Origin of the sequence: Escherichia sp. WS1368, assembly GCF_046487485.1 — a bacterium.
In the GTDB taxonomy this organism is placed as follows: domain Bacteria; phylum Pseudomonadota; class Gammaproteobacteria; order Enterobacterales; family Enterobacteriaceae; genus Escherichia; species Escherichia coli.
The window spans coordinates 550,935-576,673 of sequence record NZ_JBJQJI010000001.1 but is presented as its reverse complement, the minus strand read 5'-3'; the positions used below and the strand labels follow the sequence as shown (position 1 = coordinate 576,673).

General features: G+C 54.0%; 33 protein-coding genes. 6 read left to right on the top strand and 27 right to left on the bottom strand.

Annotated features, from left to right (window positions below):
• The first annotated feature begins 137 nt into the window (after positions 1-137).
• Positions 138-470 carry a YegP family protein gene (locus tag ACJHYD_RS02670; RefSeq protein WP_000929408.1) on the top strand — a complete coding sequence of 111 codons (333 nt, stop codon included), beginning with the start codon at positions 138-140 and terminating at the stop codon, positions 468-470.
• Between the two features lie 147 nt (positions 471-617).
• Positions 618-1,979 carry a tRNA 5-hydroxyuridine modification protein YegQ gene (gene yegQ, locus ACJHYD_RS02665; protein WP_001551329.1) on the top strand — a complete coding sequence of 454 codons (1,362 nt, stop codon included), beginning with the start codon at positions 618-620 and terminating at the stop codon, positions 1,977-1,979.
• A 271-nt stretch (positions 1,980-2,250) separates the two neighbouring features.
• On the opposite strand, the gene ogrK is transcribed toward yegQ, so the two are convergent.
• From ogrK to ACJHYD_RS02620, 9 genes are all read right to left on the bottom strand, one after another.
• The gene (ogrK, locus tag ACJHYD_RS02660) at positions 2,251-2,469 is read right to left on the bottom strand and encodes a prophage transcriptional regulator OgrK (protein ID WP_000468308.1); all 219 of its coding nucleotides are present in this window, start codon (positions 2,467-2,469) and stop codon (positions 2,251-2,253) included.
• 81 nt (positions 2,470-2,550) lie between these two features.
• Positions 2,551-3,714 carry a phage late control D family protein gene (locus ACJHYD_RS02655; protein WP_000882969.1) on the bottom strand — a complete coding sequence of 388 codons (1,164 nt, stop codon included), beginning with the start codon at positions 3,712-3,714 and terminating at the stop codon, positions 2,551-2,553.
• The gene (locus ACJHYD_RS02650) at positions 3,714-4,193 is read right to left on the bottom strand and encodes a phage tail protein (RefSeq protein ID WP_053276583.1); all 480 of its coding nucleotides are present in this window, start codon (positions 4,191-4,193) and stop codon (positions 3,714-3,716) included. The genes ACJHYD_RS02655 and ACJHYD_RS02650 overlap by 1 nt, the downstream gene beginning before the upstream one ends.
• 14 nt (positions 4,194-4,207) lie before the next feature.
• On the bottom strand, positions 4,208-6,655 hold the full coding sequence (locus ACJHYD_RS02645) for a phage tail tape measure protein (protein WP_072661844.1): 2,448 nt from the start codon (positions 6,653-6,655) through the stop codon (positions 4,208-4,210).
• Positions 6,648-6,803: a GpE family phage tail protein gene (locus tag ACJHYD_RS02640; protein ID WP_000143830.1), complete on the bottom strand. Its 156-nt coding sequence runs from the start codon at positions 6,801-6,803 to the stop codon at positions 6,648-6,650. The genes ACJHYD_RS02645 and ACJHYD_RS02640 overlap by 8 nt, the downstream gene beginning before the upstream one ends.
• A complete protein-coding gene (locus ACJHYD_RS02635; RefSeq protein ID WP_001031303.1) occupies positions 6,800-7,075 on the bottom strand; it encodes a phage tail assembly protein in 276 nt (91 codons plus the stop codon). The genes ACJHYD_RS02640 and ACJHYD_RS02635 overlap by 4 nt, the downstream gene beginning before the upstream one ends.
• A 56-nt stretch (positions 7,076-7,131) precedes the next feature.
• Positions 7,132-7,650 carry a phage major tail tube protein gene (locus ACJHYD_RS02630; RefSeq protein WP_001251408.1) on the bottom strand — a complete coding sequence of 173 codons (519 nt, stop codon included), beginning with the start codon at positions 7,648-7,650 and terminating at the stop codon, positions 7,132-7,134.
• Between the two features lie 12 nt (positions 7,651-7,662).
• Positions 7,663-8,853: a phage tail sheath protein gene (locus tag ACJHYD_RS02625; protein ID WP_040090665.1), complete on the bottom strand. Its 1,191-nt coding sequence runs from the start codon at positions 8,851-8,853 to the stop codon at positions 7,663-7,665.
• 355 nt (positions 8,854-9,208) lie between these two features.
• Positions 9,209-9,805, bottom strand: coding sequence for a hypothetical protein (locus tag ACJHYD_RS02620; protein ID WP_001695640.1), 597 nt, complete (start codon positions 9,803-9,805; stop codon positions 9,209-9,211).
• Between the two features lie 491 nt (positions 9,806-10,296).
• Here ACJHYD_RS02620 and ACJHYD_RS02615 point away from each other — a divergent pair, with 491 nt between their 5' ends.
• Entirely contained in the window at positions 10,297-10,476 is a 180-nt protein-coding gene (locus ACJHYD_RS02615) for a DUF3606 domain-containing protein (RefSeq protein WP_042036469.1), read from the top strand.
• A 52-nt stretch (positions 10,477-10,528) separates the two neighbouring features.
• Positions 10,529-10,807 (top strand): hypothetical protein, encoded by a 279-nt coding sequence (locus tag ACJHYD_RS02610; RefSeq protein ID WP_000002748.1) that lies wholly within the window; start codon positions 10,529-10,531, stop codon positions 10,805-10,807.
• Positions 10,808-11,027: 220 nt separating this feature from the next.
• Here ACJHYD_RS02610 and ACJHYD_RS02605 read toward each other — a convergent pair whose 3' ends face one another.
• The 18 genes from ACJHYD_RS02605 to ACJHYD_RS02520 form a co-directional block, all read right to left on the bottom strand.
• On the bottom strand, positions 11,028-11,555 hold the full coding sequence (locus ACJHYD_RS02605) for a tail fiber assembly protein (RefSeq protein WP_042036472.1): 528 nt from the start codon (positions 11,553-11,555) through the stop codon (positions 11,028-11,030).
• A 3-nt stretch (positions 11,556-11,558) separates the two neighbouring features.
• Positions 11,559-13,808, bottom strand: coding sequence for a tail fiber protein (locus tag ACJHYD_RS02600; RefSeq protein WP_047656958.1), 2,250 nt, complete (start codon positions 13,806-13,808; stop codon positions 11,559-11,561).
• 10 nt (positions 13,809-13,818) lie between these two features.
• Positions 13,819-14,349, bottom strand: a complete 531-nt coding sequence (locus ACJHYD_RS02595) for a phage tail protein I (protein WP_001285325.1) — start codon at positions 14,347-14,349, stop codon at positions 13,819-13,821.
• A complete protein-coding gene (locus ACJHYD_RS02590; RefSeq protein ID WP_001121497.1) occupies positions 14,342-15,250 on the bottom strand; it encodes a baseplate assembly protein in 909 nt (302 codons plus the stop codon). The genes ACJHYD_RS02595 and ACJHYD_RS02590 overlap by 8 nt, the downstream gene beginning before the upstream one ends.
• 4 nt (positions 15,251-15,254) lie before the next feature.
• On the bottom strand, positions 15,255-15,602 hold the full coding sequence (locus ACJHYD_RS02585; RefSeq protein WP_000127164.1) for a GPW/gp25 family protein: 348 nt from the start codon (positions 15,600-15,602) through the stop codon (positions 15,255-15,257).
• Complete coding sequence (locus ACJHYD_RS02580) at positions 15,599-16,234, bottom strand: phage baseplate assembly protein V (protein WP_064503032.1); 636 nt, start codon at positions 16,232-16,234, stop codon at positions 15,599-15,601. Before ACJHYD_RS02580 ends, ACJHYD_RS02585 begins: the two co-directional genes overlap by 4 nt.
• A gap of 66 nt (positions 16,235-16,300) precedes the next feature.
• Complete coding sequence (locus ACJHYD_RS02575) at positions 16,301-16,753, bottom strand: phage virion morphogenesis protein (RefSeq protein WP_001001795.1); 453 nt, start codon at positions 16,751-16,753, stop codon at positions 16,301-16,303.
• Positions 16,746-17,213, bottom strand: coding sequence for a phage tail protein (locus ACJHYD_RS02570; protein WP_001461852.1), 468 nt, complete (start codon positions 17,211-17,213; stop codon positions 16,746-16,748). The genes ACJHYD_RS02575 and ACJHYD_RS02570 overlap by 8 nt, the downstream gene beginning before the upstream one ends.
• Entirely contained in the window at positions 17,176-17,439 is a 264-nt protein-coding gene (gene lysC, locus ACJHYD_RS02565; RefSeq protein ID WP_225089389.1) for an Rz1-like lysis system protein LysC, read from the bottom strand. The genes ACJHYD_RS02570 and lysC overlap by 38 nt, the downstream gene beginning before the upstream one ends.
• Positions 17,321-17,746, bottom strand: a complete 426-nt coding sequence (lysB, locus tag ACJHYD_RS02560; RefSeq protein WP_001374011.1) for an Rz-like lysis system protein LysB — start codon at positions 17,744-17,746, stop codon at positions 17,321-17,323. Before lysB ends, lysC begins: the two co-directional genes overlap by 119 nt.
• A complete protein-coding gene (locus ACJHYD_RS02555) occupies positions 17,734-18,159 on the bottom strand; it encodes a DNZ54_00345 family protein (RefSeq protein ID WP_087605436.1) in 426 nt (141 codons plus the stop codon). Before ACJHYD_RS02555 ends, lysB begins: the two co-directional genes overlap by 13 nt.
• A 14-nt stretch (positions 18,160-18,173) precedes the next feature.
• Entirely contained in the window at positions 18,174-18,671 is a 498-nt protein-coding gene (locus ACJHYD_RS02550) for a glycoside hydrolase family 104 protein (protein ID WP_001144101.1), read from the bottom strand.
• The gene (locus tag ACJHYD_RS02545) at positions 18,671-18,952 is read right to left on the bottom strand and encodes a phage holin family protein (protein WP_000123124.1); all 282 of its coding nucleotides are present in this window, start codon (positions 18,950-18,952) and stop codon (positions 18,671-18,673) included. Before ACJHYD_RS02545 ends, ACJHYD_RS02550 begins: the two co-directional genes overlap by 1 nt.
• Before the next feature lie 3 nt (positions 18,953-18,955).
• Positions 18,956-19,159 carry a tail protein X gene (locus ACJHYD_RS02540; RefSeq protein WP_000846409.1) on the bottom strand — a complete coding sequence of 68 codons (204 nt, stop codon included), beginning with the start codon at positions 19,157-19,159 and terminating at the stop codon, positions 18,956-18,958.
• Positions 19,159-19,668, bottom strand: a complete 510-nt coding sequence (locus tag ACJHYD_RS02535) for a head completion/stabilization protein (RefSeq protein ID WP_000988633.1) — start codon at positions 19,666-19,668, stop codon at positions 19,159-19,161. Before ACJHYD_RS02535 ends, ACJHYD_RS02540 begins: the two co-directional genes overlap by 1 nt.
• 99 nt (positions 19,669-19,767) lie before the next feature.
• A complete protein-coding gene (locus ACJHYD_RS02530) occupies positions 19,768-20,511 on the bottom strand; it encodes a terminase endonuclease subunit (protein WP_001593490.1) in 744 nt (247 codons plus the stop codon).
• Positions 20,512-20,514: 3 nt separating this feature from the next.
• On the bottom strand, positions 20,515-21,588 hold the full coding sequence (locus ACJHYD_RS02525; protein WP_001774099.1) for a phage major capsid protein, P2 family: 1,074 nt from the start codon (positions 21,586-21,588) through the stop codon (positions 20,515-20,517).
• Between the two features lie 58 nt (positions 21,589-21,646).
• A complete protein-coding gene (locus ACJHYD_RS02520) occupies positions 21,647-22,501 on the bottom strand; it encodes a GPO family capsid scaffolding protein (RefSeq protein ID WP_001085948.1) in 855 nt (284 codons plus the stop codon).
• A gap of 173 nt (positions 22,502-22,674) precedes the next feature.
• Between ACJHYD_RS02520 and ACJHYD_RS02515 the strand changes: the two genes are divergently transcribed.
• Both ACJHYD_RS02515 and ACJHYD_RS02510 read left to right on the top strand, forming a co-directional pair.
• A complete protein-coding gene (locus ACJHYD_RS02515) occupies positions 22,675-24,447 on the top strand; it encodes a terminase ATPase subunit family protein (protein ID WP_410228797.1) in 1,773 nt (590 codons plus the stop codon).
• Positions 24,447-25,481 (top strand): phage portal protein, encoded by a 1,035-nt coding sequence (locus tag ACJHYD_RS02510; protein WP_072647742.1) that lies wholly within the window; start codon positions 24,447-24,449, stop codon positions 25,479-25,481. Before ACJHYD_RS02515 ends, ACJHYD_RS02510 begins: the two co-directional genes overlap by 1 nt.
• The last annotated feature ends 258 nt before the right edge of the window (positions 25,482-25,739 follow it).

The window sequence follows — 25,739 nt, the reverse complement described above, 5'->3', positions numbered from 1 at the left end:
ACATAATCCCACGCATGGTCAGCAAACTGACATTATCTCTCCGCCCTGGCAGGCACCAGAAAATCGCTCATACTTTAATCGGTAAACAGCACCTTTAGATGCTGTTTTCGATACGCAATTTCAATCAAGGAGTCATTATGGCTGGTTGGTTTGAACTCAGTAAGAGCAGTGATAATCAATTCCGGTTTGTGCTAAAAGCGGGCAATGGTGAGACTATCCTCACCAGCGAGCTGTATACCTCAAAAGCCTCTGCGGAAAAGGGCATCGCGTCGGTGCGTAGCAACAGCCCGCAAGAAGAACGCTATGAGAAAAAAACGGCAAGCAACGGCAAATTCTATTTCAATCTGAAAGCCGCCAATCATCAAATTATCGGCTCCAGCCAAATGTACGCCACCGCGCAATCTCGTGAAACCGGAATTGCCTCCGTTAAAGCCAATGGCACAAGCCAGACGGTGAAAGACAATACGTAATTACGATGCCGGGCGCGTGTTGTTGGCGTCCGGCGCTTTACCAACTCCCCCCTACAGCGCTACAATGCCCGCCCTTAAAGTGGGGGCACTCCCCTAACCGCTTCATCAGGTGAAGCGGATCTGACCTGTCATCAGAACGAGAGAATTATGTTTAAACCGGAACTCCTTTCCCCGGCGGGAACGCTGAAAAATATGCGTTACGCTTTCGCTTATGGCGCAGATGCTGTTTATGCGGGCCAGCCGCGTTACTCCCTGCGTGTGCGCAACAACGAATTCAACCACGAAAATCTTCAACTCGGCATTAACGAAGCCCACGCGCTGGGGAAAAAGTTTTATGTCGTGGTCAACATTGCACCGCACAACGCCAAGCTGAAAACCTTTATCCGTGACCTGAAACCGGTGGTGGAAATGGGGCCGGATGCGCTGATTATGTCCGATCCAGGGCTGATTATGCTGGTGCGTGAGCACTTCCCTGAAATGCCGATCCATCTCTCGGTACAGGCTAACGCCGTGAACTGGGCGACGGTGAAATTCTGGCAGCAAATGGGCCTGACCCGCGTGATCCTCTCTCGCGAGCTGTCGCTGGAAGAGATTGAAGAGATCCGCAATCAGGTGCCAGATATGGAGGTAGAGATCTTCGTTCACGGCGCGCTGTGCATGGCCTACTCCGGTCGCTGCCTGCTCTCTGGCTACATCAACAAGCGCGACCCGAACCAGGGCACCTGCACCAACGCCTGCCGTTGGGAGTACAACGTCCAGGAAGGGAAAGAAGATGACGTTGGCAACATCGTACACAAGTACGAGCCGATTCCGGTGCAAAATGTTGAGCCGACGCTGGGTATCGGCGCGCCGACCGACAAAGTGTTTATGATCGAAGAAGCCCAGCGTCCGGGCGAGTATATGACCGCGTTTGAAGATGAGCACGGCACTTACATCATGAACTCGAAAGATCTGCGTGCCATCGCCCACGTTGAACGCCTGACCAAAATGGGCGTGCATTCGCTGAAAATCGAAGGCCGTACTAAATCTTTCTACTATTGCGCACGCACCGCGCAGGTTTATCGTAAAGCTATCGATGACGCCGCTGCGGGCAAACCGTTCGATACCAGCCTGCTGGAAACTCTGGAAGGTCTGGCGCATCGTGGCTATACCGAAGGTTTCCTGCGTCGTCATACTCACGACGATTATCAGAACTACGAATACGGTTATTCAGTTTCTGACCGCCAGCAGTTTGTTGGTGAGTTTACCGGTGAGCGCAAGGGCGACCTCGCGGCGGTAGCGGTGAAAAATAAATTCTCCGTTGGCGACAGCCTTGAGCTGATGACGCCGCAAGGGAACATTAACTTTACCCTTGAGCAGATGGAAAACGCCAAAGGCAAAGCAATGCCGGTCGCACCGGGCGATGGTTATACTGTGTGGATCCCGGTCCCGCAGGATCTTGAGCTCAATTACGCGCTGCTGATGCGTAATTTCTCCGGGGAAACCACGCGTAACCCCCACGGTAAGTGATTAATTTCGATTATTTTTCCCGGATGGAAAATTCTTAGAAACCGATCACATACAGCTGCATTTATTAAGGTTATCATCCGTTTCGCTGAAAAACATAACCCATAAAATGCTAGCTGTACCAGGAACCACCTCCTTAGCCTGTGTAATCTCCCTTACACGGGCTTATTTTTTACGTACAACAAATTGAAATAAAAGGATTTATTTCTGGTCACGTCCACACATTGACCACATCGACAAAAAGCCCCTCGACTGAGGGGCTTTCTGTTTGTAATTACATCCACATAATTTGCTGCCCTGATGGCAACGGGTGCGGCCTTACGGCGTGGACTTCTCCCGGCTTCACGATGTATCGCTGTACCGACTCATAAGTGATGAACGTGGCACTGCAATTCACGTTCTGACACTGGTGATAACGCTCTTTTGTCGTGTCAGTGATATAGCGGCTTGTACGCGCATGTGCGGCATGCTGGCATAAAGGACAATGAAACATCGCGAGCACCTCTTCCGGTTTTGTTGATGGTGCCATTTTAGTTAATTTATCCTTATAAAACAAATAGATAAAATAAAAACATCACTCGTCATCTTCTGTTTCGTACTCCACATCAGAAAGCCTGACCTCAAGCTCCAGGGACGTCGTGAAGCCGCTATTATTCAGAAAATGTGTCACCTTAGTGATTGTCCAGTCCTGCTCGTCTATGACGCGCTTAAAGCCTGACACTTTGACCGGTGTTTCCGTGTAAATATCTGCACGACCGGTAGCCAGGCTGATGGAGAACTCCGCAACGCCCCGTTGCAGTTTATCCCACTTCGCCTGAGCGGCGCGCATGGCCTGCGCTTTCGTGGCATATACCGTGGTCAGGGCAAAAACATTGTCAGCCTCACCGGCCATGTATTCACCTTCGCGCGCTTCCGGTACTTTTGGCGCTTTCTTCTGCGTGACCGGTTTCGCTTTCGGGTGCTCCAGTGCGCGCAGGTGTTTCTCTTTCTTTTTGCGTTTCAGTTTTACCTTCTGCTTTTGTGGCTTCGGGTCTTTGGTATGTAACCACTTTGCCGTTACGCCTGTGTAGGCTCCACGGTCAGCAATCGCAAAATGATGACGGTCGCCGTCGCTGCGGGTGATGGTAATCTGCGGGATTTTTTTACCGCTGGCCGTCACCCCCTGCCCCGCTTTGAGAAACAGCAGTTTTCCCATTTTTACCGACACCTCACCGCCGTTGCGTTCAGCAAGACGGGTCAGGAATTTCGCATCGGACTCCTGCGACTGGTCGATGTGCGGGATTTTAATTCCGGCCAGTGACGGAGCGACACTGGCTTCCAGCCTGTTACGGGAGGCAATCGCCTCAACAATCGCACCGAGCGTGGTGTCATGCCAGGAGCCTTCCCGGCGGGAATTGAGCGTGCCACGAAAATCTGCACTCCGGGCGCGGATGGTGACCACATCCGGTGCGCCCCGGTGTTCAACCTCATCAACAGTGAATTTCCCCTTGCATACCAGGGCAAAACCTTTCCAGCCGATATACACCGTCAGGACAGCGCCACGAACCGGCAGCCCGACCTGCCCGTCGGCATCGTTCAGTTCAATATCAAGCTGGTCAGCCTCAAAGCCCCGGTTATCCGTCAGGGTCATGCTCATCAGACGGTCACTGATATTGCCGGTAATATCCCTGCTGTCGAGCATCAGCATGTAATCCGGCGTCAGCGTACTGCCTGCATCAAATGTCAGCGCATCCAGCATTATCTCGCCCCCGTCATCCCCGTGAATCTGGTCGCCATACTGCCAGCCTTACCGATGAGCGATTCCGCCTGTTTACCGATATCGCCATAAAGCGCGGCCAGTGATTCATCAACGCGGGTGAGCGACAGCGTAAAATCAATTTTCCGGGGTGTGCCGTCTGCAAAGAAAATACTCCCTGTTTCACTCACCCTGCTGATGACATACATGCCGTAAATCATGCCGGTGCCATCCAGCAACGGCCACGCCCGGCCTTCCTCTGCCATCAGCCTGAGCGTGGTCATCGTCAGCTTCCCGCCGGTCAGTTCGGGATAAAGCACGCCGGCAAGCGTCATGTTTTCCTCACCCACACCGAGAAACTGAAAGGCATCCCGTTTACCGATACGGGAATTTGACGGCCAGCGATAATCTGATTCGCGCTGCATGGTCTGGTGTGGCAGCGTCTGGCGCATAAAAACAAACATACCTAACGCGAGCATCATTTTTCGTCACCTCCTTAACCGTCATGCATCATGCTGGCACGGGCGCGCGCACGTTTATCCCGCTCGTATTTTTCGAGCGCATCCTGTAACTGGCGGTCGAGCTGAGTCCCCGGCGCAGTACCGCCCGTCAGACTGATGTGATATTCGTTTTTACTCTGGTCCACATAAGAGCGGCCAGCCGGTGCCGTAACCGGCTGATAAGCCTGATAGCCTGCATAAGAGCTGGTCGCCGGAATATAACCACCGGTGCCATACGTGGCGGCATGAGTTCTGGCGGCAGTCTGGTCAAGTGCGTCAGACTCTTTGTTGATAACACCGAGTTTTTCCAGTACCCAGTCAATACCACTGCGCAGTTTGTTGAACGCACTAAGCGGCAGCATCAACGCGTCAGCCAGTGCCTGCCCGAACATGACGCCCGTGTCACGGCAACGATTCAGGGTGTCCTGGGTGGCTTTGACCGGGGCAATCAGGTTTTTAAACCACTGCCACGCGGCCTGTAACTTTTCACCCAGCCAGTCAAACACCGGTTTAAGTGGCGTGAACAGTTCCCCCACCGGCGCAAATGCCGCTTTCAGCCCTTCCACCACACCGCCAAAGAATGCGCTGACAGGCTCCCAGTATTTACGGATAAGCAACGCCCCGGCGACAATGGCGGCCACCACGGCCACAACCGGCCAGCTAATCGCCCCGATGGCCGTCATAACAGCACTGCCAACCGTCGTGAAGATTGCCCCCATTGCGCCTGCTGCCGCGATGATGGCATTGATGCCGGTGATAACCGGCCAGGCTACAAGACCAATGGCACCGATGATGCCAGTAAGTGCCAGCGCGCCACCGGCAATGAGGCCAATGGTTGACGCCAGTGATTTGTTTTTCTGGATCCAGCCGTCGAGTTTTAACACATACTTTGTGGCCGTCTGCGTGAGCTTACGCAGTGCGCCTTCCTGCTGGTCAAACAGGTCAGTCCCCACCGCCTCATAAGCGGACTGAAACTCCTTAAAGTCACCGCCGAGGTTGTCCTGCATGATATTTACCAGCTCTGCGGTCTTCCCGTCTGAGGCTTTAAACGCAGCGGTCAGTTTGTCCAGCTTTCCGGTTGAGGCGGCAGTCATCAGCACAGCGGCGGCTGAGCTGGCCTCCTCCCCGAAAATGGTTTTCATGTATTCAGCCTGCTGGGCAGTACCGAGCCGGTTTTTCTCAAAACTGGCCTGCATTTCTTTCAGAATGGTAAATACTGGTCGGGTGTTTCCCTTGCTGTCTGAGGTTTTCACACCAAGCTCTTTCAGTGCATCCCATGCTTTTCCCGTCGGTGCCTGCAGGCGGCTTAACACGGCACGGCTTCCCGTCCCCGCCATTGAACCGGTAATTTTTGCGTCATGCAGCGCCCCGACCATTGCGGCGGTTTCTTCAATGCTGACACCGGCATTTTTTGCCACTGGTGCGGCATAGGTCAGCGCATCGCTCATACCGTCAAAATCGGCGGCGGTTTTGTTCATCGTCATGGAGAGAACATCCCCGATATGAGCGACCTTATCGTTTGAAAGCTGAAAGGCGGATTTCATCCCCATCAGCAGGGCGGCGTTTTCTTCCATCGTGCGGCGGTTCGCCAGCGCCATATTCAGCGTGACCGGCGTTGCCGCCTGAATGGCATCAACATCCCCACCGGCTTTCGCAATGATAATCTGCGCACCGGCAGCATCATCCGCCGAGGCGGCAGTATTGTCGCCGAGCTGGCGCGCCTGTTTGCGGAGCGCGGCCATTTCGGCGGAATCTTTTGCCACACCGAGCACAGCCTGCAATTCTGAGTTTTTCTGCGCAAACTCATAACCGGGCATCAGCAGCTTAACTCCGGCCATCGTTCCCGCCGCCGCAATCCCCACACCGGCAGCGCCCACTGAGGCCATATTTCCGGCAAGTTCTTTTCCTGCCTGATAACGCTGTTTGACTGCGTTAAGTTTTGCCTGTTGTGCACTGACACGCTCCAGCGCGTCACGCTGCCGGTTAAGCTGTGCGGTGGTTTCACTGATACGGTTTTTCAGCCCCTGCTCATCATGTGCAAGATTGCGGGTATTAATTCCCACAGCGGCCAGTTCCCGCTGCTGGCGTTTAACGGAATCCGTCAGGCGGTTATATTTCGCCTGTAAGTCCTCCGCCGCACGCTTTGCGGATTCCAGCACTTTCGCCTGAGCACGGGTCGGACGTTCAGTGTTTTTAAACTGTGTGGCAAGTGCTTCGGCCTCCTGCCGTGCCTTTTCAAGTGCATGACCAGTCACGGCGAGCTGTGCACTGGTCTTGCGAAACCCCTCAATACGGGATGCCTGACCGTTCAGCTCGCGCAGTGATTTTTGTGTTTCCCGGATATCCCCCGACAGCGACTTACTCGCTGTGCGGATGGATTTAAACGGGCGGGATGCCTGGTCAACAGCCCTGAGCAATACCTGTAATTTTACATTGTTACTCATTCGTGTTTCCGCTTCGCCGGAGCGCCTTTTCGCGCCATGTGATGAGTTCGGTCAGGCTCATGGGATACAGTTCTGATGGCGGCCAGTGAAATATCACTGCCACATCCGCCATCAGGTCATCGACCGAGAGATTTTTCGGGAACGTCACTGCACCGAGTTCGGCGACAAAAAACCGACCACCTTACCGGCCAGCGCCACAAGGTCAGGCAGTTCCAGTGCGGCGACCTCCTGCTCGGTCAGCATCGGTGCCGTCATGCGCGGCAGCACTTTAATCAGTGCATCGACTTCGGAGTTTGCGACCGCAGCCAGACTGACACCGCGCAGCGTCCCGGCATTAGGTTTCATCAGCGTGACCTGTTCGATAACCTGCTCACCACGCTTGACCGGATTGTCCAGGGTAATCACATTTTCTTTGTTCATGGTTTTCTCACTTCTGAATCGGGGTTAACCGGTCAGCCAGGCTGACCGGATGAAAATCACAGGCCGATATTGCGGCGGTGTTGCTCCAGCCGGTCGACGCCGTTCACCTTCTCAATCATGTTGATGGTGTCGATTTCGACCAGCTCCTTACCGTCCATCGTCAGCCGGAAATAGGTGCAGACCACGGAGATTTTCGACTCGGTGTCTTCTCCCTGTTTGCCCTCGCCGGTGTCGATTTCTTTCTGACGTCCACGCATGACCACCTCGACGGCCACCGTTTCGCCGGTATCGTCGCGCTGGTAAGAGCCTGCAAAACGAATCGGTACGGCATCCACACCGGTTGCGGCGTAAAGCTCCCAGATAACCGAATCCGGGAAGCCACCGAGCGACCACTCCATTGACAGCGCATCGTCATCAAGGCCGAGGTCTACCGGTGCGCTGCCGTTCATCCCCGCACCGCGATAGTTTTCGAGCTTACGGGTCAGTTTTGGTAGCGTGACGGACTTTGCAACGCCCTGATAGCTGTAGCCGTTCAGAAAGACGTTCATTAACTTGAGTTTGCGCGGCATTGCCATCGGTCAGGCTCCTTAATTGCTGTTAACCGAGGTGACCAGATTTGCCAGGTATTTATCAGTAATACGCTGGCGCAGGGTCAGGTTTTCGAGAGGAGGCACCGGGGTATAGTCATAGTCGATATACAGTTTTCCGGCCTTGAGGGTTTCCGCATCGTTGGATTCTTCGCTGAACCAGCAGGTCGCATCCACGATATAGCCGTTTGTTTTCAGCTCACGGAATTTGGCATTGATGCCGTCAACGATGTCGCGAATCAGTGTTGCGGTGATGGGCTTGTCCACCGCCCACATGTGCGCCTCAGCCATCGTGTCGGCCAGCACCTGCGCGGTGCGGGTGTAGTTTTCAAAGAGGAACAGCGGGTCATCAGAGCAGGTACGGTTCCCCCAGAAGCGGAAACCGTCGCGGCGAATCAGCGTAGTGACGCCTGCCTCGTTCAGCAGGTCAGCATCGGTGCCGGACTCCTGCAAATCCCAGAATACAGAGGCGCTGATGCCAGTAACACCGTTCACCCCGACATTGGACAGCGTTTTATGCCAGCCCTGCTCCTGGTCGATTTTAGCGCGCAGACCCAGCGCACGAGCGGTGGCATACGCGGTGGCGGTGGTACTGGCAACCGTATCCCATGCGAGGAAATCCGGCCAGATGACCATCAGCTCACGCTGGCTGAAATTCTGACGGTAGGCTTTCACCTCGGAAATGGTTTTACAGCCCCATGCGCTGATATACCCGAAAGCGCGCAGCTTCTGACAGACTGATGCCAGTGCAACAGCCACCTCTTTGGTGTCCAGTCCCGGCACGCCGAGAATACGCGGTTTAACACCGGTTACCGACTCCGCCGCCAGCAGGGCTTTCAGTCCGGTGTACTGACCGTTTTCGTCGGTGGTGCCGATGATATTGGAAACGGTCTGCGCGAGTTTCGTTTCCTCGTCGTCGCCGGTGCCGTCTTCCACACGCACGACAACGGTGACCGGTTTTGACTGGTCGGCGATGGCCTGCAACGATGCCGCCAGCGTGCCTTTTTTACCAGCCTTTGCAATTGCGCTCTGCACATTGGTAATCAGCACCGGTTTATTGATGGGGAAGGTTTCCGCATCCGCATCGCTGGCCGTGCAGACCATGCCGACAATGGCCGTGGATACGGTGGAAATGACGCGGGTGCCGTCGTTAATCTCCAGCACCTGCACGCCGTGATGATAGTCACTCATCCGTTTAACTCCGTGGTTAATGGGTGCAACTATTATCCGTTGGGTAGTACATGAGACGCTATTTGACCTGGCTGGTCAGTGGATGAAACATCAGATAAAGAAAAGGCGGGCAATCTGCCCGCCTGTCCTGATTTGTACACACTCATTTTCCGACTGACAATTTACATAGCCAAAATGCTATCAAATCTGACAGCCTGTTTTGAGCGAAGAGGAACCTGAGATTGTGGTATGCTAATTTATGGGGAGCAGGTCAATTGTATTAGTTATCTTTTTGCCTTTCTTTATCCCATTTCTTTACAGTGGTCTGATACCACTCTTCACGTGTTCGTTATTCCTCTGCTCTGTCACTTGAATTTTAGTTGTCTGTTTTAATTTTTTTGCTTCCCTGGGAAATCGGCCTCCAGTCTTCTCTAATATTTTTCATCTGCTCAGCTATCTGTGTCATTGGACTCCTTGCACCTAAGTAGCTAACCCCCTCGAAAGAAGCCATATCATAAGAATACTCATTCCGCTCTCTTTCAGTTGAGCCCGGCTGTTTAGACCAGCTAATACTAACAGAATAAACTTGATCTTTAATCTGGTCATACTTACAAAGACTGCTGTTGAGGGAATGGCCGTTTTTCAATACGCTAACCTTGCTAAATGGTATACCTTTATTTTTTCTATGTTCTGCATTAACCAGTGGGGGATTAAATCCGACTTCAATATCATAGGCTGGGGCATTTCCGGTATTAGCAATATTGATATCAAAATAAAAAGCAGCCCAAGAATTTGGTTCAAGAGTCACAACGACATGAGGTTGAACTGATGCGTCAACCATCCTTTTTGTCTCGTCTGCTAATAGCCTTGTTACTCTCCACAAGAAAAATGTAGCAACTGCTGTTAGCAATGCTGCCAAAGCGGAGATAAGTGTACTTACTGTGTTTATATGCTCTGCGATAAATTCGATCATGAGTTGTCCTTGGGGGCGTACTAATTGTTTTCAATACTAAAATAGCGCCGGGCTTGAAAAATTGCACACTTATGGTTCGATTTACCTCAACAGTTAAGGCTTCAACTTCCCCCATGCACCTCACCCAGCCCAAGACTGTATGAGGTCTGACAAAGAACTTCCTGACACTTGAAAACGAGGCAACGGCTAGGGTTTCTCGTAGGGCAAGGATTGAATACGAAGCCTGTATATTGCTCCGCGAACGCTGCTGAGGGCAGTTTAAATGTTGGGCGTTTATGTAGCCTTTCACTCACCAGCATGAGTTCAATGTCTGTGAGTTACCGACAACAATATAAAGGGGGTGGCATCATCATATATCCAAGCTAGAGTCAAATCCTCTAACTGGTTTTATGATCAGTGTCAATTGTTTGATTATTGAACGTTTACGAAGCAGCACGGGAGCCATATAACTAATGGGCAGGTATAAGCCTGTATCACGAGGAATCAGTAAAATGGCTGATGATAAGACCAAAATCGGTACCCCTGACAATGATTTAATAAGTATCAAACAGGATTACGAGAGACGTGATTGGGCTGAAAAGTTTGGAGTTAGCGAGACCAAACTTGTTCAAGCCGTACAGGCTGTAGGTCATTCGGCTAAGAAAGTACAGGCATGGCTTAAAGACCATTAATATATGAGCGCCTTTCTAGGCGCTTTTTTCTTTGTCCTTTGGGGGATGATTTATGGCTAATAATTTATTTATTACTTACGACCTCATTAAAACGAAAGATTATGCGGCTGTGTATGATGCAATTAAATCTTTAGGAAATTGGGCTTTAACAACTGAATCGAACTGGTATGTTAACTGTAGTTACTCTGCCGAGGATGCAGCCAAAATTGTGAGGGCGGTCATGGATAGTGATGATAAGCTTATTGTTGTAGACGCAACCAATAACTCAGCTTATTGGTACAATCTCTCAGATGAAGTTAGTAACCAAATTCTGACTGAGTGGAACAAGTAATTAAAGGGGGTGGGTAGCCCCCTTTAATTCAGAAACTATCATGATTGAAACATTAAATATACTGGGTTAATTCTTTCATCCTTGCTCCCTTGCTATATGTCCTGAAAGCGTCCTTTTTAGCCTTCTGCTCAGTATGTCCGGTAATGGCACAGAGCGGACTGCCAGATTAGGCTTTACTCTGTGCCATAGATATGTAATCTCACACCAGAGCTTATACAACTTATTGCGGCATTTCCGGCCATTCAGGATTTGCAGGATCCACACGACTGACCAAAACGCTGTAGCGTTCCCAAGCCTCCAGCCGTGTGCGCTCCTCCTCTGTTGCCATGTTCAGCCTGACAGCGCGCTCCAGCGGCAAAATCACGGATTCAGCATCTGCAAGAAGTCTGGCTTTCCGATTTTCTGCCTGCTGCTGCAATTCCTCTGCCGTATAAATGCGTTTAATCACTTTGCCGTCCTTAAACATCCAGTTCCCTGAAATGTCCGCCCGTCGGTTAGCAGTAATATCCGCCACTTCAACCACACTTAATCCATCCGGTCTGATAGCTGTCACATCCTTTTCCACATAGCGGATGATATTATCTTTGTCGTACGCTATTTTTATCGTGTCATCAGCAAAATACTTTTGTTCTTCGTACCAGTTCTTACCATCTTCTGTAAAAAACCAGACGACATCAAAGTTCTTTGTCAATTGATATTGTTCAACCGTTTTTGGATTACCTGCCGTTATATTTATCAAATGCTGCATAAATTATACCTGCGCCACGTTGTACCATGTCCCGTTAATGTATTTCTGAACCGGTCTGTAATATACGCCACCAATGTTATCGGCAGAGTTTGAGCCGGTATCCTGAACAATAATGCCGGTATATACGCAACCTGGCGGAGCCTGATGCGTCCATGTAGTACCATTATTTGCTGGTTTATATGTAGATGCACCGCCCAGCCGCATGTCTCTCACATAACGTGAATCTGATTCAGCTTTGGTGTATGCACCAACATCTCCCGCTGAGGGTTTATGAGCAGTTGTATATAGTTGCGCCCATCCAGACCAGTTAGCATCTGTGGTATCTCGTCGGGAGCGAATATATGCCGGAGCATGAGCACCGCTGGTTCCACTCCAGCCAATAAGTAACTCACCCTCTCCTACTGCGGTTACGCCAGTGAGATGAAGCACATTACCATAGGCTGTTGGGTAGCCATTGTTGTATGCCTCATACATCTGAATACCTGGTGTCCCCTTTACGCTCCCACCTAATGCAGTAACACGGTTTCTGGATACCAGTGTATTAATATTTATATCAGCAGAGCCATCAAATCTGACACCATTAATATTTCTTGCGTTCGCTAACTTCGTTGCTGTTGCAGCATTTCCCGAAAGGCTGGAAATAAATGGATGTGAGCAGTAATAACCGCGCCCATTTTTAAAATCCAGAATAGCCTGTGCGTTCGTGCTTTCTGTAGCAGGATTAGTTGCCCCCCACTTATATGTCGTTTGACCGACGACATAATCCTCTGTCGGAACAATAACCGTTAGCCCTTCCTCTGCAAGAATTTGCACAGGGAAAGCTCTGGCTTCAACATAAAAAACACTACATACATCATCATCTTTCAGGCTTGTAACAATGGAATGGATTGAACGCTCATTAGTCTGATACGTCCAGAAATAACCTGCCGCATATGAACCACGATCAGTCCAGCCTCCGGGCATAACCATGCCATTAAACTCGCAGTTATTCATTACATAATCGCTGTTATAACAACCAGTGGAAATAACGACGCGGGATGCCATTTCTCCTGAAAGGCTGGCAGCACGGCGAAAGATAACGGGATACCACTTCCCGGCAACGACATTTGCAGGGGCTGCAAACGAATACTTTCGCATTCCCTTTTTCTTATCCACTTCACCTTTGCTGTAAACATTAATGTTACTCAGGAAGCGTCCTTTATCAGGAATATCCGCACCGTTCTGATCTTTCTGAAGACGTTTTTCAGCATTGTCATAGGCAGACTTCACCGCTTTTGGTGTTGCGGCCTGCGTTTCAGAATCACTGTTGGTGGCGCTACTGAGCTGGACAAGGCCTTTCCGCGCGGTGGTGGCATCCTGTGCAGTGTATTTCCCGTTAGCAAGGTCATACGCTGTCTTAACCGCCTTTGGCGTTGCAGCCAGCGTTTCAGAATCGCTGTTGGTGGCGCTACTTAGCTGGACAAGACCTTTTCGCGCGGTGGTGGCATCCTGTGCGGTATATTTCCCGTTAGCGAGGTCATATGCTGCCTTTACCGCCTTTGGCGTTGCCGCAAGCGTTTCAGAATCGCTATTGGTGGCGCTACTGAGCTGGACAAGGCCTTTTCGCGCTGTGGTGGCATCCTGCGCGGTATATTTCCCGTTAGCAAGATCATAAGCGGCCTTTACCGCTTTCGGCGTTGCGGCCAGTGTTTCAGACGTGCTGTTGGTCGCACTGCTTAACTGAGTAAAACCTTTTGCGGTCAGCGAGGCGTCCGGGTGACGTCGTGACTGTTCGTGCTCTGCAATTTTGTCATCAACGTAATCCTGCGTCGCCATCACCGTTGTGGTGTCAATGGTCAGCGCCACTGAGGCCACACTGCTGACGATGATGACCATGCGGCAGGTCTGCGAACGCCCTGAGCCTTCGGCAAGGGCAGGCTTATAACTTTCGGCCATGTTCGCCACAGCAATTAACGTTCCAGCATCATCGTACAGGCCAAGCTCACGCATCCAGAAACCGCCCACCTCCGGCGGAATAACCAGCTCTGCGATAATATAATTACTGTTTCGTTTGTCCTGGCTGATTTTGTTCAGCGCATGTCGCCAGACTTCATGGATAAGCCCGGTCTGTCCGGCATCCGGGACAGGCAATTTACCACCGCCATCCCCGACGGCCATCGTGGTAATGTTGACCTTCCGCCCTCCCGGTGCGGTTGCCGCTGCCAGCTTTGCTGCACCGGCAGTGGTGATAACGGTTCTGAATTTTGTGCTCATTATTCCTCACTTATCCGGGGTAAACCGTAATTACATCGCCGTCGTAAGCCACACCACCGGCGAACAGGTAGCCGGGAATGTCCCGGGTAATGTTCAGGCCGATAAGGTGGCGGCTTGCAGGTTTGGCATCAGCAATCAGCCGTTCCATTTCCTGATACATTGCCTCTGTGATACCGCTTTCCAGTACACCAATATCAAGCCGGAAGGTGCCGGGCGGGTCACTGTTTTCCCACCACTCCGTCACGTTGATGAGATAGCCGAGCGGCTCCACCACGCGTCGGATTGCGCCTATAGTGCCTTTATGACAGTGGATGAAATAGGCATCGCGGATAACGGCGCGTTTTGTCGCTTCCGGCCACTTTTCATCCCACCTGTCGACCGAAAACGCCCACGCCAGCCACGGCAGCAGATTTGCCGGGCAGGTGTCCGGGTTCCACAACTCACGAATACTGACCGGCGTTTTTTCAATTTCCGCACAGGCTTTCGCGGCAGCGACTTCAAGCGGTGATGAGCCGGTCGGCAGCAGGCGCGAATCACTCATCCGAGCCTCCGGTCACGACGCGGTATTCGGTACAGAAAGACGCCTGCGTGCTGTTAAGCACGATATCGGCCAGCGGTGCAGCCAGTTCGACACGCTGCACGCCTTCCACATGCAAGGCGGCATAAATGGCAGACAAACGGATGTCGCGCCCCAGCCGGTGCTGTGCCGTGATGTACGCTTCCAGTTTTTTCACGGCAGCAGCGCGGATGGGTTCGCTTTCGGGACCAGGGTAAAGATACAGTGTGGCGTTTATCTGGTATTCAACGATGGCGGCAGACTGCACGGTCACGCGGTCGGCCACCGGTCTGACGTCCTCGCCATTAAGGGCGTTACGCACCACCGCCAGCAGGTCTTCGGAAGCGACACCGTTATTTTCACGTGACAGCACAGAGATGGTGACACAGGCCGGAGACGGACTGGTGACAGAGATATCCGCGACACGCCCGTCGGCACTGCGGCCATGATACTGATAGGCACCCACCGACCCGGCGACGCTTAAACCTTCAAACGCCTGCTGAATACGCAGACGATAATCAGTGTCAGATTCCATTACTGCCGGTGTCGGCGGGATGGTCGAATCATCTGCCGGGGTGATAGTCAGGCGCGTGGTGTTGTAATTGGCACCAATCACATCAAGGTCATTACCGGCAGCACAGGCCAGCATCACCGCCCGTGCGGCCTCATTCACACGCTGACGCCAGATAAGCTCACGATAAGCATTTTCCTCCAGCAGTTTGACGAGAGGCTCGGATTCCAGCGTCAGGGTACGGGCGACCGCCTCCTGCTGGTCTTCCGGGTAAAGGGAAATCAGTGTCGCCTTGCGTTCAGCGAGAATGGTTTCAAAGTCCAGCTCCTCGACCACATCCGGTGCGGGTAGCTGGTTCAGGTCGATAATCGGCATGGTTTCAACTCACAGGGATGGTTAACGAAAGTGGCTGGCCGGTGTCGTTGTGCTGGCCGGTCAAAGTGACAGTCATTCGCCCGTCAAAACTGCGCTCAGTGGTGACGGATGACAGGGTGACGCGGGGTTCCCATTTCAGCACCGCCATGTAACAGGCGACCTTAATCTGCAACTCAAGCGCCGGGGTCTGCGGCTGGTCAATCATTGACGCCAGCAACGAGCCGTAATCACGACGCATCACCCGTGAGCCGACCGGTGTGCGCAGGATATCGCCGATACTCTGGCTGATATGCTCAAGGTCAGTGACCGTCAGGCCATCACTGCGATTCATTCCGAGATAACGCGCAGTCATAGAGGTCCCCCTGTTGTGCCGCCACTGTCGCCGGGGTGTTTATGGGTATGCAGTACCTTACCGTTTGATGAGAGTTCACCGCCGGTGTGTTCAATGTTGCCGCGCATCGTCCCGCCCTTCTGCACTTCCAGCGTGCCGGTAGTCAGTTTGTTAGTGCAGACCACTTCCGGTGTGTCCAGGGTGACACGGGTTGACGCTTTCACCGTGACCACCGGCACCGTGGCGGTAACAGAATCAGAAGCCGTCACGCTGGCCGTTTTAATTCCGCTTACCGTCAGTGCACTGGTTTCAGGTTCATACTCAATCACCGCCCCGTCAGGGAAACGGATATGCAGGGCATCCGCCGACGCAGACGGCGCGGGGTTATCGCCGGAATAAATCCCCGGCAGAACGAACGCCGTGTCGAGTTCACCGCCCACGGCCAGAATCAGCACCTGTTCCCCCACGGAAGGTGCCCACCATGTGCGCGAACGTCCGGCGCGATGGGTCAGCCACTGAAGCCAGTCGGTGCACATGCCGCCGGTCTGCACACGGCAGCGACCGGCGTTAAGGTCGGTTTCGACGATAATGCCGGTGCGGATCATGTTGCGCAGTGCGCGCGCGAGTTCCTGAATATTTGCGAGAGTGTTCATAACGGGAAGGATGCCGCCGGGTCATACCGGCGGCAATGTGACGATGAGGTGTCGGGAATGGCACAACTAACGGTCGAGGTGAGCCAGGATAATCTCTTCAATCATCTGCACATCCTCACCGGTAAAGCCGAGCAGAGGACGCGCCGGATAATCAATTTTCTTACCGTCTTTCCGGTTTTCTTCCGACAGACCGAACTGATGCACACTGGCGATTTTCGGCGACTTCCCGCCGTAAAATTCCATTGATGCCTGCTCCGGGCTGGCGCGGATATGCAAAAAACGACTGGTAATAAGTTTCGCAAACATTTTTCGCTTAACGCGACCGGTCTTTTTTCTGGCGCTCTGCTGCTGGCGTGGCACGTAGGGTGTACCGTCCGGGGCTTTCTGTGCCATCACCCGACGCTGCTGACTCTGCCGCAGACGTTTCGCCAGTTCGGCACTCAGTCGTCGACGCCCTGACGGTGACAGCGACTCAATCAGTCCGGTCAGCCGGTCTTCAAAACGCTTAAACTCATTCATCCCACTTGCTCACCAGTTCGCCATTGATATAAAGCTCCATCGGGCGGGTGACCGGCTCCGGCGGCGTGGGTTCCGGGATATTCTTCACATGCAGCGCACCGTCAACCTCACTGACCAGCGTGCGCTCGGTCAGCATCAGGCTGATACTGATATCAAAGCTGCTGTCATTGTTGATGTCTGCATAAAACGTGAAGCCCTTTTTCTGGCCTGCGTCGGTGGTCATGATGTCGGGCTGATTTTCCCGCAGCCACGCCAGCACCGGCACGATGAGCAGGTCAAAATCACCGGTAAAGTCGGTCACAATCACATTGAGCGTGTAACGCTTTTCGAATGACAGCGACGCCGCCAGTGTGGAGGCAATACTCCCGTTATCCACGAATATCCGAAGCATATCGGGGTTAGTTTTCAGCACCGTGACGGCATCAGTCAGCGCCCTGCGCAGGCTGTCGGGTTTGAGCATCGTTTTCGTCCTGACAGTGTTTAATCATTTTTACCTGGCTGGCACAGCGTGCCAGCGCGTTCTCAAGCTGCCGGATATCGGCACTTAAATCGCCGTTCGTCTGCGGGTCACTGCCCGGCATCGGGCAAAGACTCACTTTCGGGCAGGCGTTGTGGACAATCACTGGCGTCGGTGCAGGCGGGGCGCTGGTGCAACCGGCGCACAGCATCAGGCAGGTCAGCGCCATACCAGCGGCGGAAATCTTCGTTTTCATTGAGTAATCTCGTGATGGTTTTCTCGCGCTGAGCTTCACGCTTCGCGGCGTTTTCCAGTTCCTGACGCAGTGCCACCTGCGCCAGCTCGTTTTTGTCTGCCCTGGTGAGCGCAACATGAAGCTGATTTTTCAGCATGGTGATGGTCGCCTGTTGCTCGCTGGCTACGTTGTTTGCCCTGTCCAGTGAGGTGCGCAGGCTGGCGTTTTTATGCTTCGCCAGAAACAGACCCGCCACCGCCAGCGATAACAACACGACCAGCACAATCATCAGCCTTGACATGGTTCCCGCCCCTCAAAACGCTGACGGCAGGCCGTACGTATCAGCCGGAAGAACACCGATGCCACGAGATAAATCAGCGCGGTAAAAATCCACCCGGCAGCGACCAGCGAGATAAATGTCGCCACCATCACCACCAGAGCTACTGCCCGTCTGCGCCACGGCACCGGCTGCAAAAACAGCGACGTGACAATCTTCACGGCCAGCGATTCCGGCGGCAGCTCCCGTCCGTAGCGTTCCAGTACATACTCAGTGGCATACACACCGACACCACCGGCAACCACACAGATAACCGTCGCCAGAATCGCCCAGGTGGCGACAAAATTGACGGCCACGCTCTGCGGGTAAATCAGGGACAGTGCCAGCATCAGCGCCAGCGACACATTCAGCATCAGTGAAAGGGATAATTTCTTCATGGTGTTTACTCCGTTTAAGCCGGTACGCCGCCAGCGGTACGCCAGACGGTGACCAGTTTTTCCAGTGAATGCTCACGCTGACCGTAACCGGCACCCGGCAGGGACGCCCAGATATTGCGACAGCGTGAAATGGCGCGCTCAATGCGTCCCGCCCGGATGTCATCCAGTGCACCGCGTTCGCGGATCAACTGAATGGCGAGCCTGTCCTGTGACAACGGACTGAAATCCGGCAGGGCAAGCTGTTTGCGGTAGTGCGGCCAGAACAGGTAAAGCTGCTGATAGCGACCGGAGGCCGTGGATTTTTCACCGCGACGGTTAAACACCTTCGCCGGTCGGCCATGCGCAAACGGGTGGTCACTGTAGTCAGTGAAAATTTCCGGCTTCCCGTCCAGTCCGGTGACTATCACGTCATAGCCCCGGTTTTTCGTCAGCGGATGATTCGCCGTCCCTTCGGACACGGCCAGCATGTCGAGAAAGGCCGCGATATTCTGATGCGTGTTAATTACCGGCATTACTGTTTCCCCCTGCCCTTAAAACGGCGCTGAATGGCAATCTCAATCACCTGATAACCGGCGATACCCAGCATGGAGCCGATACCGCACACCGCAGGCAGTGACAGGTCAGGAAACTGCACCAGAACAACACCGGCAACCATCGAGACAAAACCACCGAGCAACATGCGCCCGATAAACAGACGCGGGGTGATTGGTTCACCACCGGCAAGCACCTTGCCGACAACAATCAGCACCCCAATCATGAAAAGCGACAGGACGCTTTTTTCTTCTGCTGTCATGCGTTACTCCCACAGATTGACAGTTTCAGCCACGGGCGCGGTCTGAACGTCGGGCAGTTCGACGGCGGTGCCGTGTGGCAGCACCGCACCCAGTTCAGCCAGTCCCGGATTTGCGGCGAGCACGGTCTCAACCACGCCCTCAGTGCGCCCGTAATACCGGACACAAATGGCGTCGAGCGTGTCGCCCTGTAGCGCAAAGGTCTTCATCAGATTTGACTCACGATGCAGCGCGGCTTGTCCTGGATACGCGCCACCGCCCAGCGCATATCCCGCCACAACTCATCAATGGTGCTGTCTATGCTGTCGGCCTTTTTGTCGCCTTTCGCACTGGCATCCACGCCGCGATAACGCTCATAAAGCGACGCGGTCGCCATCGCACACACGGCGCGCTCGTAGTAAAAAACCTTGATGCTTTCACCGTCGATGTCGTCCGCCGGGACGTCCGCCAGACGCGTAAAACCGGCGGCAATTTTCTGTTCGCGGTACTCGTACAGCTCCGCATTCGTCTCCGCCATGCCTGACTTGATGGCCTCTCGCAGACGGGCGGGGGCGACGGTCTGCTCAAGGCGCATACGTTCCCGGACGCGCTTCGGGTCGATATCGGGAAAAAAGAACGTGTTTTTAATCACCGGCTCGTCGCCTGCCGGTTGCGGGATGACCACCGTACCCTCACCGGACACGGGAGCCTCCTTTCGCGGAATAATCAGCGTCATCATGACTACCTCAGAAAAGTCGGGCGGTGGACGCCGGTACAGTGTCAGGTGATTCACCCACACTGACCGGCGTGCCGCCCTGGCGCGGGGCGCATTCGGTTGTTAACTGGCTTTCTTTTTCGGGCGTCCACGTTTTGCCGGTGTCACGCTCCGGGTCTTACGCGGGGCGCGGGTGGCCGCTTTGGGCTGCGGCTCCGGCTTCGGTTTCAGCTCCCGCTCCAGTCGTTCAATCTCTTTTTTGACACCTGCCTGACAGTCGAGCTGTGTCGCACGTTGCAGGTGAGCCAGCGCACCGGCGGCATCACCACCGTCACGCAGAAACAGACCGGTGATTTTGTGCAGCTTTGCGCGCACTTCATCAGGCATGTCAGCCGTGGCGGTCAGTTCAAGGGTCTCCGTCAGCAGGCGGGTATCCACAGACTCACCGGCAGCGTGAGCGCGCATGGCCGCGAGCGCCACCTCCTCGGTGAACATGTACGGCGGGGTGCGGCGGTGTTTACCCGGCATGGTCAGACCGTACTTCAGGGCATAACGGGCAATCTCCAGCGCACCGGCAATATCGCCGGTATCCAGACGCCACAGCATGACCGTCATCAGAATGTCATCCTGTGCACCTTTGCCCTGCTCCAGCACGCCGTTCACCCACGGCAACCAGAACGGCAGCAGTTCGCGTTTTTTCGCGGCCTTCAGCTCTTTTGAATAAATCGCTTTCAGTGTGCGCTGGTCTGCGGCCAGCTTGACCAGCATCTGCTCATAGACAGTTGCATGTCGCAGCGGGGCGGCTTCCCGCTGCGCGGTCATCGCTGCCGAGACCCGCATCATGTGGCGCTGTGCGGGACTCGTCATCGGTTACGCTCCCGGCTCTGCGGTCGCTTTAGCCGGTGTGGAGAAATCACCGACTTTAATTTTTTCCACCAGACAACCGGCGGCGTAGTCCTCCACCACGTAATCAATGTTCATTGACTCGTAGTTCTCCACGCGGTCGAGTTTCGGGTTTTCCTCAATCACGCGGCGATGGCTGTCATCCATGTAGTAGATGGACAGGTTTTCCAGCTTCGTGATGAGCATCGCATCCGCCGGGAAGTACGGGACGCGTACCGCCGGCAGGTTACCGATGCGTTTCTGACTGATGATGACGTCAGCGGCCAGCATTTCGCTGTTGTCCTGCTCTTTGTTGACGATGGGGAAATACTTGTCCGCCAGTAGCTGACGCCCCACAATCACCACAAGGTCAGGGTCTTCCTGATACCACGGCTCAATCAGGTTGTTGGTCGCATCCATCACCAGTGCATCGAGGCTGGCATAATCACCGCCCTTACCCACGCGGATGACCTCAGAGGTCGTGTGACCTTCCTCGTCAGTAACCTTGCTCATCACGCGCGCCGGGGCTTCATTGCGGTATTTCTGCAGCCAGCCGACCGCCACATCCTGCAGCATCGGATTGCTGTTGCGGTCAGAGGTTTCGGCACGCTTCACGCCGTTAAAACCGGCCATGATGAAATCAAGGGACTGGCGTTTGATAATGGCGTTACGGATACGGAGCTGGAAATCCTGATAACGCGCCCACAGGTCCAGCGTTTTGTAGCGGATATAAAAATCGAAGTTAATCTGGTCGCATTCGTACTTGTTTGACGCCAGCTTCGAGAAGTCCTTCGGCTGACGCTCAGTGCCACCGGCGGTGTCGGTGGTGCTGGCGATGGAGCCGGTGACACCGATGCCAATTTTTTCCCCTTTCATTTCGCTGACCGGCACAATGTTGATACGGGTCAGAAAGTCAGAGGACTCCTGCATGGTGTTCATCAGGGTCTGGGTGACCGACGGTTCAACGGTGAATTTTTTCGACACATCACCGGCGTCGATGCCGTTCAGTTCGGCAACACGGGACAGGTAGGCATTAAATTTAAAGCGGGTTTCCTGGCGCATAGTTTTTCCTGAAATTAAGAGTTAATCGTGAAGGTTTTCCCGGACTGACTGACGCCGGTCAGCAGTTCGTCATCAGGGCGTCACCGCCACCGCCGGTGGCTTTGCTGCGGCGCTGCTGGGTCAGACTTTCGGTGTGGTCGAGACTGTTTTTCAGGCGGGTGAATGCCTGACTGGTTTCATCCGCCCTGTCAGTCACATCCTGCTTAAGTGCGGAAAAGGCGGTTTCCATCTCAGCAAGGCGCTGCTCAGTGGCGCTCAGTTTTTCCTGCACATGCTCAGCGACAGCGGTCACCGCTTCATGCACGTCATTCAGACGGGCGTCATCGCTGGCCTGTTTGCGGCCAAAAATGGATTTCACCTTTTCGGTCAGGGCGGTGAACACGGTTTCAGGCAGGTCTTCAAATTCCAGCTCAACAGGCGTTGCCACTGAAATCAGGTTTTCAGGGCTTAATTTGAAGCGGTTCAGAGGGTTGTGTTTTGCCGTGCGGCAGAATTCCAGGTATTCCGTGCCGAGGCTTGCCGGGTCATCGGTGACGGCCAGACCCACCAGATAACATTTGCCTGTATTGGCAAAGTTCGGCTGAATTTCCATTGAGGTATAGACCTTCTGCGCTGCCTTGTTCATCGCGATAAGGTCATCGGTCGGGGTGATTTTCGCAAACAGCGCCCATTTGCCTTTCAGCGCCGAATCATCGTCAATCTTTTCGGCCTTCAGTTCGGCCACATCACCATAACGCTTAAAAATACCGTCAGGCAGGATGCCGCGCAGATGTTCCAGGTTAATGCGGCAACCATAGACTCGCGGGTCAAAGGTTTCGGCCATTTCCTGAATATCCTGCGCACTGATGACACGCCCGTCACAGGTGTCACCCTCAACGCCGATACGAAAGAATTTTGAGACTTTTTTTGCCATTGTCAGGAGTCCTGAATAGTGATTAGAGGAGTCACATGTCGGCATCAGTTTCCCGACGATGCGCATCCTCCGCCATCAGTCCCGGATGGCTTATCACTGATACAACAGCACCTTAGCGAATCGCGGGGCGCGACTCAGTAGCCTTGCCGTGTATTCATCACGGCGAGGTATTCATGACCATCACCACAGACACCACTCTTTTACACGACCCGCGTCGTCAGGCGGCGCTGCTGTACTGGCAGGGATTTTCCGTGCCGCAGATTGCCGCCATGTTGCAGATGAAACGCCCGACGGTGCAGAGCTGGAAACAGCGCGACGGCTGGGACAGCGTTGCCCCCATCAGCCGTGTCGAAATGAGTCTGGAAGCGCGGCTGACCCAGCTCATCATCAAACCGCAGAAAACCGGCGGTGACTTCAAGGAAATTGACCTGCTGGGACGCCAGATTGAACGACTGGCACGGGTCAACCGCTACAGTCAGACCGGCAACGAGGCAGACCTTAATCCGAACGTCGCTAACCGCAACAAAGGCGGGCGTCGCAAACCGAAAAAGAATTTTTTCAGTGACGAGGCCATCGAAAAGCTGGAGCAGATTTTCTTTGAGCAGTCTTTCGACTATCAGTTGCACTGGTATCGCGCCGGGCTTGAGCACCGCATCCGCGATATCCTGAAATCCCGCCAGATTGGCGCGACGTTTTATTTTTCCCGCGAGGCGCTGCTGCGCGCCCTGAAAACCGGCCATAACCAGATTTTTCTGTCGGCCAGTAAAACGCAGGCGTATGTGTTCCGCGAATACATCATCGCCTTTGCCCGTCTGGTTGACGTTGACCTGACCGGTGACCCGATTGTCCTGGGCAATAACGGCGCAAAACTGATTTTTCTCGGCACCAACTCCAACACCGCACAGAGCCATAACGGCGACCTGTACGTCGACGAGATTTTCTGGATCCCGAATTTTCAGGTACTGCGTAAGGTGGCATCAGGTATGGCCTCACAGAGTCACCTGCGCTCGACCTATTTCTCCACCCCGTCCACGCTGGCGCACGACGCCTACCCGTTCTGGTCAGGTGAACTGTTCAACCGGGGACGCGCCAGCGCCGCCGAACGCGTGGAAATCGACGTCAGTCATAACGCCCTTGCCGGTGAGCTTCTCTGTGCGGACGGCCAGTGGCGGCAGATTGTCACCATTGAGGACGCCCTGAAAGGTGGCTGCACGCTGTTCGACATTGAGCAGCTCAAACGTGAAAACAGCGCCGACGATTTTAAAAACCTGTTCATGTGTGAATTTGTTGACGACAAGGCGTCGGTGTTCCCGTTCGAGGAGCTGCAACGCTGCATGGTCGACACGCTGGAAGAATGGGAAGACTATGCGCCGTTTGCCGCAAATCCGTTCGGCTCCCGCCCGGTATGGATTGGTTACGACCCGTCACACCGTGGCGACAGCGCCGGATGCGTGGTGCTGGCACCGCCGGTGGTGGCCGGTGGTAAATTCAGAATACTTGAGCGTCACCAGTGGAAAGGCATGGACTTTGCCACCCAGGCTGAATCCATCCGCAAACTCACCGAAAAATACAACGTCGAATACATCGGTATTGATGCCACCGGCCTCGGTGTCGGCGTGTTCCAGCTCGTGCGCTCGTTCTATCCCGCCGCGCGCGACATCCGCTACACGCCGGAAATGAAAACCGCAATGGTGCTCAAGGCAAAAGACGTCATCCGCCGTGGCTGTCTGGAATATGACGTCAGCGCCACCGACATCACCAGCTCGTTTATGGCTATCCGCAAGACCATGACCAGCAGCGGACGCAGCGCCACCTATGAGGCCAGCCGCAGCGAGGAAGCCAGCCACGCCGACATCGCCTGGGCGACCATGCACGCCCTGTTAAATGAGCCACTCACCGCCGGTATCAGCACCCCGCTGACATCCACCATTCTGGAGTTTTACTGATGAGCAAGAAAAAAGGGAAAACACCGCAACCTGCGGCAAAAACAATCACCGCCAGCGCCCCGAAAATGGAGGCATTCACCTTTGGTGAGCCGGTGCCGGTACTCGACCGCCGTGACATTCTGGATTACGTCGAGTGCATCAGTAACGGCAGATGGTATGAGCCACCGGTCAGCTTTACCGGTCTGGCAAAAAGCCTGCGTGCTGCCGTGCATCACAGCTCACCGATTTACGTCAAACGTAATATTCTGGCCTCGACATTTATCCCGCATCCGTGGCTTTCTCAGCAGGATTTCAGCCGCTTTGTGCTGGATTTTCTGGTGTTCGGTAATGCGTTTCTGGAAAAGCGCTACAGCACCACCAGTAAGGTCATCAGACTGGAAACCTCACCGGCGAAATATACCCGTCGTGGCGTGGAAGAGGATGTTTACTGGTGGGTGCCGTCCTTCAACGAGCCGACAGCCTTCGCGCCCGGCTCCGTGTTTCACCTGCTGGAGCCCGATATTAATCAGGAGCTGTACGGCCTGCCGGAATATCTCAGCGCCCTTAACTCTGCCTGGCTGAATGAGTCGGCCACGCTGTTCCGCCGCAAGTATTACGAAAACGGCGCACATGCCGGATACATCATGTACGTCACCGATGCCGTGCAGGATCGCAACGATATCGAAATGCTTCGCGAAAACATGGTTAAGTCGAAAGGCCGCAATAACTTTAAAAATCTGTTTCTCTATGCCCCTCAGGGGAAAGCCGACGGCATTAAAATTATCCCGCTCAGTGAAGTGGCAACGAAGGACGATTTTTTTAATATCAAAAAAGCCAGCGCCGCTGACCTGCTTGACGCGCACCGCATCCCCTTTCAGTTGATGGGTGGCAAGCCGGAAAACGTCGGGTCGCTGGGTGATATTGAGAAAGTGGCAAAGGTCTTTGTCCGCAATGAGCTTATCCCGTTACAGGACAGGATCCGCGAGATAAACGGCTGGCTCGGTCAGGAGGTCATCCGATTTAAAAACTACTCACTGGACACTGACAACGGCTGAACATCGCCGCCTGCGGGCGGCTTTTTTACACCCCGTCATCACGCCCTCACACGCTCACCACCGCACAAAACACCCCGCAGACACACCAACGCCTCAACGGGCAGACTAAGCGCCGTCACGACGCGCTGAGACGCTGAAAAAATAAAATCAGCACCACCGCCAGCGCGCAGTGCTTTCCCCGCCTCGCCCGCCCGCTTCACGGGGCGGTTTTAATGCAGTTGCAGTTTTCTCCAAACAGCTTACCACCCCTGGACTTGC

What these genes read in the sequence shown, in the direction of transcription:
- ACJHYD_RS02670 (WP_000929408.1), top strand. Translation starts at nt 138, where the DNA reads ATGGCTGGTTGGTTTGAACTCAGTAAGAGCAGTGATAATCAATTCCGG.
- yegQ (WP_001551329.1), top strand. Translation starts at nt 618, where the DNA reads ATGTTTAAACCGGAACTCCTTTCCCCGGCGGGAACGCTGAAAAATATG.
- ogrK (WP_000468308.1), bottom strand. Translation starts at nt 2,469, where the DNA reads ATGTTTCATTGTCCTTTATGCCAGCATGCCGCACATGCGCGTACAAGC.
- ACJHYD_RS02655 (WP_000882969.1), bottom strand. Translation starts at nt 3,714, where the DNA reads ATGCTGGATGCGCTGACATTTGATGCAGGCAGTACGCTGACGCCGGAT.
- ACJHYD_RS02650 (WP_053276583.1), bottom strand. Translation starts at nt 4,193, where the DNA reads ATGATGCTCGCGTTAGGTATGTTTGTTTTTATGCGCCAGACGCTGCCA.
- ACJHYD_RS02645 (WP_072661844.1), bottom strand. Translation starts at nt 6,655, where the DNA reads ATGAGTAACAATGTAAAATTACAGGTATTGCTCAGGGCTGTTGACCAG.
- ACJHYD_RS02635 (WP_001031303.1), bottom strand. Translation starts at nt 7,075, where the DNA reads ATGAACAAAGAAAATGTGATTACCCTGGACAATCCGGTCAAGCGTGGT.
- ACJHYD_RS02630 (WP_001251408.1), bottom strand. Translation starts at nt 7,650, where the DNA reads ATGGCAATGCCGCGCAAACTCAAGTTAATGAACGTCTTTCTGAACGGC.
- ACJHYD_RS02625 (WP_040090665.1), bottom strand. Translation starts at nt 8,853, where the DNA reads ATGAGTGACTATCATCACGGCGTGCAGGTGCTGGAGATTAACGACGGC.
- ACJHYD_RS02620 (WP_001695640.1), bottom strand. Translation starts at nt 9,805, where the DNA reads ATGATCGAATTTATCGCAGAGCATATAAACACAGTAAGTACACTTATC.
- ACJHYD_RS02615 (WP_042036469.1), top strand. Translation starts at nt 10,297, where the DNA reads ATGGCTGATGATAAGACCAAAATCGGTACCCCTGACAATGATTTAATA.
- ACJHYD_RS02610 (WP_000002748.1), top strand. Translation starts at nt 10,529, where the DNA reads ATGGCTAATAATTTATTTATTACTTACGACCTCATTAAAACGAAAGAT.
- ACJHYD_RS02605 (WP_042036472.1), bottom strand. Translation starts at nt 11,555, where the DNA reads ATGCAGCATTTGATAAATATAACGGCAGGTAATCCAAAAACGGTTGAA.
- ACJHYD_RS02600 (WP_047656958.1), bottom strand. Translation starts at nt 13,808, where the DNA reads ATGAGCACAAAATTCAGAACCGTTATCACCACTGCCGGTGCAGCAAAG.
- ACJHYD_RS02595 (WP_001285325.1), bottom strand. Translation starts at nt 14,349, where the DNA reads ATGAGTGATTCGCGCCTGCTGCCGACCGGCTCATCACCGCTTGAAGTC.
- ACJHYD_RS02590 (WP_001121497.1), bottom strand. Translation starts at nt 15,250, where the DNA reads ATGCCGATTATCGACCTGAACCAGCTACCCGCACCGGATGTGGTCGAG.
- ACJHYD_RS02585 (WP_000127164.1), bottom strand. Translation starts at nt 15,602, where the DNA reads ATGACTGCGCGTTATCTCGGAATGAATCGCAGTGATGGCCTGACGGTC.
- ACJHYD_RS02580 (WP_064503032.1), bottom strand. Translation starts at nt 16,234, where the DNA reads ATGAACACTCTCGCAAATATTCAGGAACTCGCGCGCGCACTGCGCAAC.
- ACJHYD_RS02575 (WP_001001795.1), bottom strand. Translation starts at nt 16,753, where the DNA reads ATGAATGAGTTTAAGCGTTTTGAAGACCGGCTGACCGGACTGATTGAG.
- ACJHYD_RS02570 (WP_001461852.1), bottom strand. Translation starts at nt 17,213, where the DNA reads ATGCTCAAACCCGACAGCCTGCGCAGGGCGCTGACTGATGCCGTCACG.
- lysC (WP_225089389.1), bottom strand. Translation starts at nt 17,439, where the DNA reads ATGGCGCTGACCTGCCTGATGCTGTGCGCCGGTTGCACCAGCGCCCCG.
- lysB (WP_001374011.1), bottom strand. Translation starts at nt 17,746, where the DNA reads ATGTCAAGGCTGATGATTGTGCTGGTCGTGTTGTTATCGCTGGCGGTG.
- ACJHYD_RS02555 (WP_087605436.1), bottom strand. Translation starts at nt 18,159, where the DNA reads ATGAAGAAATTATCCCTTTCACTGATGCTGAATGTGTCGCTGGCGCTG.
- ACJHYD_RS02550 (WP_001144101.1), bottom strand. Translation starts at nt 18,671, where the DNA reads ATGCCGGTAATTAACACGCATCAGAATATCGCGGCCTTTCTCGACATG.
- ACJHYD_RS02545 (WP_000123124.1), bottom strand. Translation starts at nt 18,952, where the DNA reads ATGACAGCAGAAGAAAAAAGCGTCCTGTCGCTTTTCATGATTGGGGTG.
- ACJHYD_RS02540 (WP_000846409.1), bottom strand. Translation starts at nt 19,159, where the DNA reads ATGAAGACCTTTGCGCTACAGGGCGACACGCTCGACGCCATTTGTGTC.
- ACJHYD_RS02535 (WP_000988633.1), bottom strand. Translation starts at nt 19,668, where the DNA reads ATGATGACGCTGATTATTCCGCGAAAGGAGGCTCCCGTGTCCGGTGAG.
- ACJHYD_RS02530 (WP_001593490.1), bottom strand. Translation starts at nt 20,511, where the DNA reads ATGACGAGTCCCGCACAGCGCCACATGATGCGGGTCTCGGCAGCGATG.
- ACJHYD_RS02525 (WP_001774099.1), bottom strand. Translation starts at nt 21,588, where the DNA reads ATGCGCCAGGAAACCCGCTTTAAATTTAATGCCTACCTGTCCCGTGTT.
- ACJHYD_RS02520 (WP_001085948.1), bottom strand. Translation starts at nt 22,501, where the DNA reads ATGGCAAAAAAAGTCTCAAAATTCTTTCGTATCGGCGTTGAGGGTGAC.
- ACJHYD_RS02515 (WP_410228797.1), top strand. Translation starts at nt 22,675, where the DNA reads ATGACCATCACCACAGACACCACTCTTTTACACGACCCGCGTCGTCAG.
- ACJHYD_RS02510 (WP_072647742.1), top strand. Translation starts at nt 24,447, where the DNA reads ATGAGCAAGAAAAAAGGGAAAACACCGCAACCTGCGGCAAAAACAATC.